Below are 12,756 nucleotides of genomic sequence, written 5' to 3' on the forward strand. Positions count from 1 at the left end.
CGGCGGCGCACTGCGACCGTCGAGGCTAGCGATGATCTCCGGTGCGGCGCCCGCCGGATAGCGCGGCATGTGTTGCGATGCGGCTTTGCGCGACCGTAGCAGAGGCTCCTATGAAATGGCTGTGAATTTGTACCCCGGCCGGAGTGCAGGGAGTGGATTTGTCGTTGTCGGGCGCATGCTCTCGCCGGTTTCCGAACGGCTGATCATCGGTGGTCCGCCGCGGTGCTTCAGGTTCATTGCAGCTCAGAACCGATGGCCGGCGAGATGGCCGCGACCCGTGGGCGACCGGTCTATCCGGGTGTCACGTGGCGGGGTGGCGCTAAGAGCCGATCTGGAGCAGTGTGCAGATCGTGCAGATCATCTCATCGGGTCGATCGGCCGTTGATCTTCGGCGGCAACACGGCTATAACATCGCGGGAGTTGAATGTAGTATGAACGACGGCAGTCGTTGAATAACAAGCGCAGGAGCATGACGGCCGGCCGATCGCCACCCGCGACGGTGCCCGGACGCCTGTGAACCTGTGCGCCGGTGATGCTGCGATCGGGGAGTTTTAGCAGCTCAAGCCGGTCGGGAGAGTGGGGGATCCCGATGACTGTGGCACTACGGGGTGATGCCGGTGCGAGATACGGGGGAATCGAAGGTGGAAGAGGCAGTACCAGAGAGTAGTGCGGGTGGCGAGCTGGCTGTGACCGTTCCGAAGTGTGGAATGGTGGCGATCGAAGAAGTTGGCGAAGGATTGCACAATGTCGTCGCGGAACACGACGGGGCCAGCTTCACGACCAATGACGTCGGACGCTGCATTCTCGAACTTTGTGACGGCAACCGGACAGAGGAGCAGATTGTCGGTATCGTCGGCCGCCGGTTCGGATCCATTCGTGCGGACCTTGTGCGGCTGGATGTCGATCGCTTTCTTCGCGCCGTTGTCGATCTTGGCGTCGCGATTGTGATCTCCAGCCAGATGTGAATGCCGAATGCGCCGTGTGCAGACGAGAAGTCGGTACACGGCGCACGCATTTCGCCCGTCGGGCGATGCTCATTTCAGCAAGCCGGAATCCTTTCACCCGTGGTGGGCGTGCCCTCGGCAACGGCGGGCTGCCACCAGGCTCGGTTCTCCCGGTACCACGCGACGACGTCGGCCAGGCCGCGGGCCAACGGTGTCCGCGGCTCGTACCCCAGTTTCTTGATCTTCGTGATGTCGACGGAGTATCGGCGGTCGTGGCCGGGCCGGTCGGTGACCCGGTCGACGACTGACCAGTCCGCGGCACATTCGGCCAGCACCATCGTGGTCAGCTCGCGGTTCGACAGCTCGGTGCCACCGCCGATGTTGTAGATCTCGCCCGGCTCGCCCCGCTCCAGCACGGTCTGGACGCCGTCGCAGTGATCATCGACATGGAGCCAGTCCCGCATGTTTCCGCCGTCTCCGTAGAGCGGAACCCGGCCTCCGTCGAGCAGCCGGGTGACGAACAGCGGAATGACCTTTTCGGGGTACTGGAAGGGGCCGTACGTGTTGGAGCACCGCGTGACCCGCACATCCAGGCCGTACGTGTGGTGGTAAGCGCGGCACAGCAGGTCACCCGACGCCTTGCTCGCCGAGTACGGAGAGTTCGGCAGCACCGGGTCGTCCTCCGTCCATGATCCGGCGTCGATCGAGCCGTACACCTCGTCGGTGGAGATCTGGATCATGGTGGGGATCCGAGCCTTGCGAACGGCCTCGAGCAGGCGGTGGACCCCGACGACATTGCTGTTGACGAAGGATCCGGCGTCCGCGATGGACCGGTCGACGTGTGTCTCGGCGGCGAAGTTGACCACCACGTCGTGACCGGGCAGCAGCCGATCGAGGCATTCGGTATCGGTGATGTCCCCTTGCACGAGACGGAACCGCGGGTCGGCGGCGACCGCGGCCAGATTCGCCGGGTTGCCGGCGTAGGTGAGTTTGTCCAGCACGGTGACCTCGGCGTCCGGACCGTAACGGCCGGACAGCAGACTGCGCACGTAGTGCGACCCGATGAAGCCGGCACCCCCGGCGACGAGAGCCCTCACGGCCGCAGCCGCAGGGTGCTCTGGTCACCGACCACCAGCTGATGGGTGTTCGGAGCCTTCGTCGCGAGGGTCACCTCGACGTACCGGCCGATGAGCGACGACTCGATACGGGAGACACCGCGGATCGTCGATGAGCTGAACATGATCGAGTATTCGATCTCCGCGTCCTCGAGCGTGCAGTCCGAGCCGATCGAGGTGAAAGGCCCGATGTACGAGCGGATGATCTTGCAGTTGGCGCCGACGATGAGCGGTCCCCGCAGCATGGAGTCCTCGACCACGGCACCCTCCTCGATGATCACCGGGCCGATGATCTCGGTCGCGGGGTCCACGGTGCCCTCGATGCTGGTCTGCGCGGATTCCAGCACCATGCGATTGCACTCGAGCATGTCCTGCACCTGGCCGGTGTCCTTCCAGTAGCCGGTCACCCGGTGGGAGGCCACCCGGTGGCCCTCGTCGATCAGCCATTGCACGGCGTCGGTGATCTCCAGCTCGCCCCGGCGCGACGGTTTGATGGCCCGGACCGCCTCGTGGATCGCCCGGGTGAAGAGGTACACCCCGACGATCGCCAGGTCACTGCTGGGGTCGGCGGGCTTCTCCTCCAGTCCGACGATCTCGCCGCTGCGGTCGAGCACCGCCACGCCGTACGCCTGCGGGTCGTCGACCCTGGTCAGCAGGATCTGCGCGGAGTACACCTCGGGACGGAAGGATTCCACCAGGTCGCGGATGCCACCGACCAGGAAGTTGTCGCCGAGGTAGAGCACGAAGTCGTCGTCACCGAGGAAGTCGCGGGCGATCAGGACGCAGTGGGCCAGGCCCAGCGGCGCCTCCTGCGGGATGTAGGTGATGGTGACGCCGAAATCGCTGCCGTCGCCCAGCGTGCGGCGCACCTCCGCGCCGGTGTCACCGATGATGATTCCGACGTCGGTGATGCCGGCGTCCCGGATGGCGGTCAATCCGTACAGCAGGACGGGTTTGTTGGCGACGGGGAACAACTGCTTCGCGGAGGTGTGGGTGAGCGGGCGCAGGCGGGTGCCTCGACCGCCGGCCAGTACGAGTGCTTTCATTCAGCTCCGATCCTGACGCGGTGACACAGCGGTCGGTTGACATTCGTCGTGGCTCCTCGGCGAGCCGGCGGGGCGGCCCATCAGGACATCAGTCCCCGCCGGTAGGCGTAGGCGACGGCCTGGGCGCGGTCGCGCACCCCGGTCTTGGCGAAGACGTGGTTGATGTGGGTCTTGACCGTCGCCTGGCTGAGCACCAGCGCGGCGGCTATGTCGGTGTTCGACAGCCCGCGCGCCACCAGTCGCAGGACGTCGACCTCCCGCTCCGTGAGCCCGTCGGGCGCCTCGCCGTCGAAGACGTCCGCCGACAGCGGCAGGTGTTCCAGCAACCGGCGCTGGACGTCCGGAGTGAGGTCGGCGCCGCCCCGGACCACCCGTTCGAGGGCCCGTGCGATCTCCTCGGCGCTCGCGTCCTTGGTCAGATAGCCCCGCGCACCCGCGCGCAGAGCGCCGAATATCTCGGTGTCCTCGGCGAAGGTGGTCAGGACGACAACCTCGGTCCGCGGGAACTCCGTCCGGATCCGCCGGGTCGCCGTGACCCCGTCGGTGCGGGGCATCCGCAGGTCCATCAACACCACGTCGGGATCGTGGGCGGCGGCCGCGGCTATCGCCTCGTCGCCGTCGGCGGCGATCGCCACCACCTGCACGCCGTCGAGCATGGACAGCATCATCTGCAGGCCGTCACGGACGAGGCGCTGGTCGTCGGCGATGACAACACGGATCGTTCGTGAGTCTCGAGTCATGCTGGTATCCATAGCCGGACCCGGAACCCTTCACCAAACGGGGCCGCGTCGAACCGGCCGTTCAGCAACTCGGCCCGTTCGCGCATTCCGGCCAGTCCGTATCCGGTACCGGTGTCGGTGGGGACGTGCGGCTCACGGGCACCGGTGTCGGTGACGTCTACCCCGTAGCCTTCCTCGTCGAACTGCAGGTGCACCGTGACGTCCGCGCCCGGTGCGTACTTGCGAGCGTTGGTCAGCGCCTCCTGCACCGCCCGTTCCAGGGTGAGCGCCACCTCCGGTGACACGGCCCGGTCCTCGCCGAAGCAGGTGAACTCCGCGTTGGCCTCGGTCGCGAGCCGCTCGATCGTCTCGGGTGCGGGGCGGGCTGTCCCGCGCAGGGAATACACCGCTCGCCGGGTTTCCATGACGCCGGCGCGGGCCAGCCGTTGGGCCTGCTCCACCTGCTTGGTCACGGCCTCCTTGGGCGCGTCGCGGTCGAGCAGCAGAAGCGCGTTCTCCAGGCACATGACCTGCGCCGACAACGTGTGGCCCAGGATGTCGTGCACTTCGCGGGCCAGCCGCTGACGTTCGGCGAGCATCTCGGAACGGGCCGCCGCGGTCCGGGCCGCCCGCTCGCTGACCAGCAGCCGGGCGATGTCAGCGGCCTGCCGGCGGGCGGTACGGACGCTGAATCCGATCAGTGTGACGCCGAGGCAGCCGGCCATCAGACCGAAGGCCACCGCGGTCGAGTCACGCAGGAAACCGATGGCGCTCACGGCGGTCACCACCGTCAACCCGAACACTTCGGTCCATCGCACCGGCAGCCGGCCCAGCGCCCACGGCAACACCACCAGCGACACGGCCCAGCCGACCGAGCGTGGCGCCAGGGCGTAGAAGACGTCGCCGGCCGCCACTGCCGTTGTCAGGCCGATCAGGACATGCCGGGGTCCGCGGTCACGCAGCAACCGGGCGTAGCTCCCGCCCGCCAGGGTCACCAGCACGAGCGGGACGGCGTACAGGTACTGCCGGCCGGAGACGGTGGCGAAGGCCAGAGCGGCGTACAGCACACCGCCCGCGATGCGGACGGTGTCCGAGGCGCCGCCGTACCACCGATGGTGCTTGGTGACGGCCTCCACGGCGGGGGACAGCGGACCTCCGCTCATTCCACGAACTCCATGGCGTCGTTCCGCGTACTTCTGAGGGCGACCGCTCCACGCCAGGCCAGTGTGCAGCTCTGGGAGGTGAGCGTCGTGGCGAAGAAGAGCATCGCCTCGCCGACCCCCTCCTCCGCGCCGATGTAGTGGGCGGTGACGAACTCGCCGATGCGCAAGGCGAAGGTCAGGCACCACAGGATCACCGTCCGGCGGTTGCCCTGGGCGAACGCGACGTCGTCGACGATGGACACGTCCATGGTGAAGGCGCGCGCTATGCCGGTCGCGACAGCCAGCAGCACGCCGACGCCGAAGACCATGAGGTCCAGCGACTGGTGCAGCCGGTCCACCATGTCAGGGTCGACGATGAAAGCAAGGACCGCGACGACCAGCGGGAGCGCGGCGAGCCGCCGCAGGGTCAGCTGCCGCCGGCGGAGCTGCCGGTAGATCATGATGGCCACCACGGCGGCACCGAGGGCCCACAGGAGCGCGTCCTGGAGCCATTCTGGTGTGGAGAACATCGTCCCTGCTCCTTCGGTCAGTGCGCCGGGCTTCGCCTCCGAGGCTAGTGATCGGGCGTGGATGCCACATCAATCCGTGAGTTGATCGGCCGGGTCGGCTCCAGGGTGGAGAGCCGCCCGGTGCGCGGTCCGCCCGGCACCCGGGCCGGCCACCAGATCCGGTCGCCGAGTGTCAGCACGGCCGCCGGGACCAGCGTGGCCCGCACGACCAAGGCGTCGAGCAGCACCCCGAGCGTCACCGCGAAACCCACCTCGGCGAACTGGACGAGCGGCAGGGTGATGAGCACCGCGAAGGTGCCCGCCAGGACGACACCGGCCGAGGTGATCACTCCGCCGGTGCCGATCAGGCCGCGCAGCATCCCTTCGGCGGTCCCGGCCGACCAGGTCTCCTCCCGTACCCGGTGCATGAGGAAGATCGTGTAGTCGACGCCGAGCGGTACCAGGAAGAGGAAGGCGTACAGCGGTGTCTCGGGGCTCATCCCGGCGAAGCCGAACAGGTGATCGTAGGCGAGTGCGCTGACGCCGAGGGTGGCCGTGAAGCTCAACACGACGGTCAGGGCCAGGCAGACGGCTGCGACGACCGAGCGCAGCAACAAGCCCAGGATCAGCGCGATGAGAAGGAGGATGCAGGGCGCCACCACCTCGTTGTCACGCCGGGTGGTCCGGCTCCGGTCGATCTGCTCAGCGGTGGTCCCGCCCACCAGTGCCGCGGTGCCGTCGAGGCGGGCGCGGACCTCGGTCACCACGGCGCGGGCCCGTGGCTCGTACGGCCCGCTGTCCAACGTCGCCTCCAGCACGGCCCGCCCGGCGATCGCACTGTCCCACCGCACGGCCACGACGCCGGGCGTGTCGCGTACCGCCGTGAAGACCTGCTGGTCGCGGCCACCGGGAAGAACGATCACCACCGGGGCGGCCGCGCCGGGGGAGAAGTGGTCGGCGATGGTGGACAGGCCCGTCACCGACTCGGGGGTGTCGCGGAACGCCTCGGTGGGGTCGAGGTCCAGGCGCGCCCCGGCCAGCCCGCCGCTGAGCAGCAGCAACCCGATCGTCCCGCCGACGAGCACGGTACGCCGACGCCGGGCCACCGTACGAGCCGTCCAGGCCCAGCCCGCGGTCCGGCCGGTCGTGCCGACGGCCGGGGTCATCGGCCAGAAGATCCACCGGCCGCCGGCCAGCAGCAGTACGGGCAGCAGGCCGAGCACGACCAGGACGGTCACCAGTACGGCGATGGCGAGCGTCGGACCCAGCAACCGGGTCTCGCCGAGATCGGCCAGCAGGAGGCACAGCAGCGCCGCGGCCACCGTCGCGGCGGACGCCAGGATCGCGCCGATGCACCTGGCGAGGGCCCGCCGCATGGCCGGGAAGCGGTCCTGCTGCCCGCGTAGTTCCTCCCGATAGCGGGTGATCAGCAGCAGCGAGTAGTCGGTGCCGCAGCCGAAGACCAGCACTGTCAGGATGGCGGTGCCGAAGCCGGTGACGGCGCCACCGAGCTTGCCGTACGCGTAGACCGCTGCCCGTGCCGCCTCGAGAGCGACCGCCACGGAGATCAGCGGCAGCAGCCACAGGGTCGGGCTCCGGTACGTGAGCAGCAGAATGATCACCACGACGATCGCCGAGCCGGTGAGCAGCTTGCCGTCGACCCCGTCGAGAGCGGTGTCCAGATCTGCCTCGAGGGCGCCCGGGCCGGTCACCTCCACCCGCAGGCCGGTGCCGGCGGGGAGAACAGCACGCAGCCGGGTCACTGCCTCCGCCTCGGCGTGGGCCGGTGCCGTGGTCCGGAAGCTCGCTGCCGCACCGTCCGGCGCCCGGACCACCGTGCTGGTGTCCGGGGTCGTGGCCGCCACCCGGTCCCGACTCGCGGTCACGGCGGCCAGGTCGGCGGGGGAAAGCCCGCCGTCGCGGTGAAAGACCACGACGAGATCGGACACGTCGCCCCGAACCTGCTCCTCGAGCCGGGCGACCTCGGTGGAGGCCGCTCCCGCGGCCATCCGTCCGGAGTTGTCGCCCTGGTCCAACAGGCTCAGGCGATCGGCGAACGGCAGGACGAACGCGGCCAGCAGCGTCCAGGAAGCCAGCAGGAGCGCGAGCCAGGGCCCACGCCGGTGCCTCACGTGTCGCGACACGATCGTCTTCTCCTCGACGTCGACGGCTATCACTACGGTGATGTTATGCAATACAGTACCGATGTGACTCATCATTGTGCTGAGGTGGAAGTCGCCCGATCGCGGTGGCGACGTCGGGCGTCGCTGTGAGTGCGACGCCGGCGGCAAGTGCCGCATTCGGCCACGCCGTCCGGGTGGGGGCGCCGAACATCCCGGACCGGGACCGCGTGCTGGACCGCATCGCCGGGGCTCTCAGCCGGCGGACGCTGAGCAACAACGGCCCGCTGGTGCGGGAGTTCGAGGATCGCCTTCGCCGGCTGACCGGCGCCCGGCACTGCATCGCGGTGACCAACGGAACCGTCGCCCTCGAGCTCGCCGTGCGCGCGTGCGGCCTCACCGGCGAGGTGATCGTGCCCTCGTTCACCTACGTCGCCACACCGCACGCGCTCAGCTGGCAGGGACTGACCCCGGTCTTCGGTGACGTCGACGCCTACGGTTGCCTCGACCCGGACCATGTCCGCCGGCTCGTCACGCCACGCACCAGCGGCATCGTGGGCGTACACCTGCTGGGCACCTGTTGTGACGCGGCCGGATTGGAGGCGGTGGCCGCCGAGCTCGGCCTCGTCCTGCTCTTCGACGCCGCGCACGCGCTCGGTTCGGCGACGGACGGGCGCCGGGTGGGGACGCTGGGCCGGGCGGAGATCTTCAGCTTCCACGCGACCAAGTTCGTCAACTCGTTCGAGGGCGGCGCGGTCGCCACGGACGACGACGAACTGGCCGCGCGGGTGCGTGCGATGCGCAACTTCGGTCAGGACGACGACGGCGTGGTGCGCTCATTGGGCACCAACGCCAAGATGCACGAGATCTCCGCCGCGATGGGCCTGACCGCGGTGGAGAACATCACCGGCCTCATCGCCGGCAACGAGCAGCGGCACACCTGGTACGCCGACGGTCTGCGGGACCTGCCCGGCATCGCCGTCCGTGGCCCGCGGCCCGCCGACGCCAGCAACTACTCGTACCTGTCCGTCCTGGTCGACCCCGCGCGTGCCGGTGTGACCCGGGACGAGATCGTCCGTCGCCTGGCGGAGGAGAACGTCTTCGCCAAGGTGTACTTCCACCCCGGCAACCACCGGCTGGAGCCGTACCCGCAGGAGCGGCACCGGCCGCTGCCGTTGCCCCGCTCCGAACGTCTCGCCGAGCAGATCCTCGTGCTGCCGAACTCCGCCGACCTCACCGCCGACGACGTCGGGCTCATCTGCCGTCTGATCCGTGACCTGGTCACGCGGGCAACCGGTGCGCGCGGCGAGCCGACGTCACGGCCGACCGTATCCGTCCGAGCACGGGAGAGTTCATGAAAGCGCTGTTCACCACCTGGGCCTGGCCCTCCCACTTCTATCCGCTCGTGCCGGTGGCCCGGGCGCTGGCGGCCGACGGTGTGGACGTACGGGTCGTCACCGCTCCCGACCACCTCGCCACAGTGGAGGGCACCGGCCTCATCGGTGTGCCGGCCGGCCGGCCGGTCGACTTCCACTCCCTGCTGAAGGGCGCCCTGGAGCTGGACCCGGAGCAGAGTTCGGCGACCACCCGGGTGGCCATGGACTACGGCAAGCTGCTGCACGCCGTCGAGGTCTTCGTGGAGGTTGCCGACGCGATGCTGCCGGAGACCATCGAGTTCGCCGAGTCCTGGCAGCCCGACCTGGTCGTGTACGACCTGATGAGCTACGCGGGCCCGGTGCTGGCCAACCTGCGCGGCATCCCGTCGGTCCGGCACCTGTGGGGCCCCGACCTGCCAGGACACTTCCGCCAGGTGATGGGGCGCGGCGTCGGCGGACCGGTCCGGGACCTGTTCGCCCGGTACGGCTTCGACACCGACGACGTGTGGGGCACGCTGACGCTCGACAACTGCCCGCCGAGCCTGCAGGTGGACACACCGTATCCGGCGCAGCACATGCGTTACGTCCCGTACTACGCGTCGGCCGGCGAGTCAGCTTGGTACGGCATGCGCACGTCGCGACCGCTCGTGTGCGTCACCGGCGGCACCACGGATCCGGTCCTCGGCGCGCACGTCTTCGGCGTACCGCAGCAGATCGCCGCGATAGCGGAGCTGGACGTCGACGTCGTCGTCGCGGTGTCCCGGGCCGACGGCGCCCTCCTGACCGGCCTGCCGGCCAACGTCCGGGTGGTGCACGACGTGCCGCTGCACCGGATACTCGCCGACGCCGACGTGCTGGTCTCGCACGGCGGCACCGGCACGGTGCTGACCGGTGTGGCCGCGGGAGTGCCGCAACTGATCACCCCGTCGTTGCCGGACCACGCCTTCAACGCGGAGCGGCTGGCCGGCGCGGGGGCCGGTCTGGTGCTCGACTGGGAGGACATGGACCGTGACACAATCTGCCGCATGGTCACCGATCTACTGCCCCGCGACGGCCGGTACGCGGCCGCGGCGCGGCGCCTGAAGGCCGAGAACGACGCCCTGCCCGCGCCGGCGGAAGTGGTACGACCGCTGCGGACACTGGCCCAGCTCTTCGACCCGGCCACCGCCGAGCGGGCGTAGGACCACGGTGACGGCCGCGCACCCGGTGCCGATGGATGCCCGGCTCCGGGCGATCGCGACGGAGACCCGTGGCTTCATGCCGCCGGACGAAGGGCTGGCGCTGTACGCCGCCGGGATCAAGGCCGGTGAGCTCGGCCACCTGCTGGAGGTCGGCACGTACTGCGGCAAGTCGACTGTCTATCTCGGGGCCGCGGCTCAGGCCCGGGGCCGGCGGCTCATCACCGTCGACCACCACCACGGCTCGGAGGAGCATCAGCCCGGCTGGGAGTATCACGAGCCCGACCTCGTCGATCCGGTGACGGGCCGCATCGACACGCTGCCCACCTTCCGCCGCACACTGCATCGCGCCGGTCTCGAGGACGTGGTCGTGGCGCTCGTCGGCTCCTCGGCCACCGCCGCCGCGTTGTGGGGGAGCCCGGTCGCGCTCGTGTTCGTCGACGGCGGGCACACCGACTCCGCCGCGGAACAGGACTACCAGGGCTGGACGCCGCACCTGCTGCCCGGTGGCCTGCTGGTGATCCACGACGTCTTCCCGGATCCCGCCGACGGCGGGCAGGCGCCCTACCGGATCTATCGGCGGGCCTTGGACAGCGGGGAGTTCACCGAGTCGGCCGCGGACGGCACCGGCTCGCTGCGGGTGCTCCGCAAGAACCCGGTGGTCGTCGGAGACGTCCGCCCGTCCGTGCCCTAGCCGACCGGCGTAGCGAAGACCTGGCTGGTCGCCGGCGCACCCATGACCGCCGCGGTGGCCAGCACGACGGCTCCCGCGGTCCAGGTCGTCCGCTCGACCGGCCAGTAGGCGTCATCGGGGTACACGTAACCGGTCCAGTACGAGCCGTCGCTGTGTCGTAGCTTCTCCAGCCCGGCCAGCAGGTCCGCGGCGGCGGCGGTGTCGCCGGTGGCGCAGAGGGCGAGGGCCAGCTCGCTGGTTTCGGCGGCGGTCACCCACGGCCGGTCGGCCACGCACCGGGCCCCCAGGCCGGGCACCACGAATCGGTCCCAGTCACCGGCCAGGCGTTCGCGTCGGGCGTCACCGCGCAGCACACCGCCGAGGACGGGGTAGTACCAGTCCATCGAGAACCTGTGCCGCGGGGAGAACCGTTCGGGATGCCCGGTCAACGCGCCGGCGAGCCGGTCGGCCGCCTCCTGCCAGCGCGGGCGCGCCAGGCCGAGATGAGTGGCCACCGCCAGGGCGCCCCGCAGTCCGTGCAGAATGCTGCTGCAGCCGGTCACCAGCGCCTCGTCGGCCCGGGTGCCGGCCGGGCTGACCGCCCAGGCGACCTGGCCGCCGGGCAGCTGCAGGCGCAGGACGAAGTCGACCATCGCCTGCAGCGCCGGCCACATCCGCCGCAGGAAGGCGGTGTCGCCGGTGCACAGCAGATGGTGCCAGAGCCCCACACCCAGGTACGCGGCGAAGTTGGACTCCTTGGTGTGATCGGTGACGACACCGTCCTGGTACCGGCTGTACCAGGATCCGTCCGGGTTCTGCACCCGGCGCAGCCAGTCGAACGCCGCCGCGGCCGCCTCGTGCCGGCCCGCCGCGTCCAGGGCCATCGCCGCCTCGACGTGGTCCCACGGATCCGTGTAACCGCCGGTGAACCACGGTATGGCGCCGTCGGGCTGCTGAGTGAGCAGGATGTACTCGACCGTCCGGTTGATCGAGTCGTCGTCGAGGATGCCGGGGAGCAGGACGGTCTCCGTCATGCCGGGACCTTCTCCTTGCCCAGGTAGACCACGAAGCTCTTACCGACCAGCGGGTTGAGCAGACGTTCCGGGATGCGGGTCCACCACGGACGGTGCATGATGTCGTGCACCAAGAGCTTGTGGTACAGCTGCGGCAGGCGCGCCTGCTCGTCGTCCGGACCCACGAGGCATTTGAGCCACCAGTACGGCGAATGCAGGGCGTGCGCGTGATGCGTGCCCTTCGGGGTGAAGCCGGCAGCGCGCAGGCGTGAGAGCAGCTGGCCACGCCGATAGATCCGGATGTGGCCGCCCTCGACCTGGTGGTAGGCGTCGGAGAGGGCCCAGCAGATCCGCTCCGGCCACCAGCGCGGAACGGTGACTGCCAGCATCCCGCCGGGCGCCAGCACCCGCTGCGCCTCGGCGATGACCGCCCGGTCGTCCGGGATGTGCTCCAGCACCTCCGAGAGAACGACCACGTCGAACGAGCCGTCCGGGAACGGCAGGCGCCGCGCGTCGCCCCGCAAGGCGATCGCCGTACCCGCCGCACCGGTCTCACCCGCCGCGTCCATCGCCGCGAACATGTCCTTGACCTGCGCGATATCGGCTGGGTTGAGGTCCACGGCGGTCACCTTCGCACCGCGCCGGTACATTTCGAAGGCATGCCGTCCCGCGCCGCAGCCGAGGTCCAGGGCGCGGTCGCCCGGCTTCAGCGGCAGTCTCGCGAAATCGATGGTCAGCACCGGTCGGAGCGTCCTTCCTGCGCGGCGATCGCCGCGCGGTAACTTTCGACGGTGCGCTCGGCGCACCGGGCCCACGTGAACTGCCGCTCGACCCGGGCCCGGCCGGCCCGGCCCAACCGGGTGCGTTCTCCGGAATCGTCCAGCAGCTCACCGAGGCGCTCGGCGAGCGCCGCGGAGTCCG

At 69.8% G+C, this 12,756-nt stretch carries 13 protein-coding genes; 4 read left to right on the top strand and 9 right to left on the bottom strand.

All coding sequences use genetic code 11. The features are described 5' to 3' along the window. Positions 1-641: 641 nt before the first annotated feature. Positions 642-965 (top strand): PqqD family protein, encoded by a 324-nt coding sequence (locus AB0C29_RS13785; RefSeq protein WP_360819808.1) that lies wholly within the window; start codon positions 642-644, stop codon positions 963-965. Positions 966-1,039: 74 nt separating this feature from the next. On the opposite strand, the gene rfbB is transcribed toward AB0C29_RS13785, so the two are convergent. From rfbB to AB0C29_RS13815, 6 genes are all read right to left on the bottom strand, one after another. Next, positions 1,040-2,041, bottom strand: coding sequence for a dTDP-glucose 4,6-dehydratase (gene rfbB / locus AB0C29_RS13790; protein WP_360819811.1), 1,002 nt, complete (start codon positions 2,039-2,041; stop codon positions 1,040-1,042). Then, a complete protein-coding gene (locus AB0C29_RS13795) occupies positions 2,038-3,105 on the bottom strand; it encodes a glucose-1-phosphate thymidylyltransferase (protein WP_360819814.1) in 1,068 nt (355 codons plus the stop codon). The genes rfbB and AB0C29_RS13795 overlap by 4 nt, the downstream gene beginning before the upstream one ends. 80 nt (positions 3,106-3,185) lie before the next feature. Further along, a complete protein-coding gene (locus AB0C29_RS13800) occupies positions 3,186-3,845 on the bottom strand; it encodes a response regulator transcription factor (RefSeq protein WP_360819817.1) in 660 nt (219 codons plus the stop codon). Beyond that, on the bottom strand, positions 3,842-4,987 hold the full coding sequence (locus AB0C29_RS13805) for a histidine kinase (RefSeq protein ID WP_360819820.1): 1,146 nt from the start codon (positions 4,985-4,987) through the stop codon (positions 3,842-3,844). The genes AB0C29_RS13800 and AB0C29_RS13805 overlap by 4 nt, the downstream gene beginning before the upstream one ends. Further along, positions 4,984-5,496 carry a hypothetical protein gene (locus tag AB0C29_RS13810; protein WP_360819822.1) on the bottom strand — a complete coding sequence of 171 codons (513 nt, stop codon included), beginning with the start codon at positions 5,494-5,496 and terminating at the stop codon, positions 4,984-4,986. Before AB0C29_RS13810 ends, AB0C29_RS13805 begins: the two co-directional genes overlap by 4 nt. A gap of 44 nt (positions 5,497-5,540) precedes the next feature. Continuing rightward, complete coding sequence (locus AB0C29_RS13815; RefSeq protein ID WP_360819825.1) at positions 5,541-7,652, bottom strand: MMPL family transporter; 2,112 nt, start codon at positions 7,650-7,652, stop codon at positions 5,541-5,543. 92 nt (positions 7,653-7,744) lie between these two features. Here AB0C29_RS13815 and AB0C29_RS13820 point away from each other — a divergent pair, with 92 nt between their 5' ends. Genes AB0C29_RS13820 through AB0C29_RS13830 form a run of 3 tightly spaced genes read left to right on the top strand, consistent with a single transcriptional unit; the run spans position 7,745 to position 10,843 of the window. Next, positions 7,745-8,953, top strand: a complete 1,209-nt coding sequence (locus AB0C29_RS13820) for a DegT/DnrJ/EryC1/StrS family aminotransferase (RefSeq protein ID WP_360819828.1) — start codon at positions 7,745-7,747, stop codon at positions 8,951-8,953. Beyond that, the gene (locus AB0C29_RS13825; RefSeq protein WP_360819831.1) at positions 8,950-10,152 is read left to right on the top strand and encodes a nucleotide disphospho-sugar-binding domain-containing protein; all 1,203 of its coding nucleotides are present in this window, start codon (positions 8,950-8,952) and stop codon (positions 10,150-10,152) included. The genes AB0C29_RS13820 and AB0C29_RS13825 overlap by 4 nt, the downstream gene beginning before the upstream one ends. Positions 10,153-10,159: 7 nt before the next feature. After that, positions 10,160-10,843, top strand: a complete 684-nt coding sequence (locus AB0C29_RS13830; RefSeq protein WP_360819834.1) for a class I SAM-dependent methyltransferase — start codon at positions 10,160-10,162, stop codon at positions 10,841-10,843. Here AB0C29_RS13830 and AB0C29_RS13835 read toward each other — a convergent pair. The 3 genes from AB0C29_RS13835 to AB0C29_RS13845 form a co-directional block, all read right to left on the bottom strand. After that, complete coding sequence (locus AB0C29_RS13835; protein WP_360819837.1) at positions 10,840-11,856, bottom strand: prenyltransferase/squalene oxidase repeat-containing protein; 1,017 nt, start codon at positions 11,854-11,856, stop codon at positions 10,840-10,842. The two genes, AB0C29_RS13830 and AB0C29_RS13835, sit on opposite strands and share 4 nt — an antisense overlap. Next, positions 11,853-12,575 (bottom strand): class I SAM-dependent methyltransferase, encoded by a 723-nt coding sequence (locus AB0C29_RS13840; RefSeq protein ID WP_360819840.1) that lies wholly within the window; start codon positions 12,573-12,575, stop codon positions 11,853-11,855. The genes AB0C29_RS13835 and AB0C29_RS13840 overlap by 4 nt, the downstream gene beginning before the upstream one ends. Next, the coding region (locus tag AB0C29_RS13845; protein WP_360819843.1) for a glycosyltransferase at positions 12,569-12,756 on the bottom strand (188 nt) is incomplete at its 5' end. The genes AB0C29_RS13840 and AB0C29_RS13845, both read right to left, overlap by 7 nt.

It is taken from the genome of Actinoplanes sp. NPDC048791, from assembly GCF_040650095.1.
Lineage (GTDB): Bacteria > Actinomycetota > Actinomycetes > Mycobacteriales > Micromonosporaceae > Actinoplanes.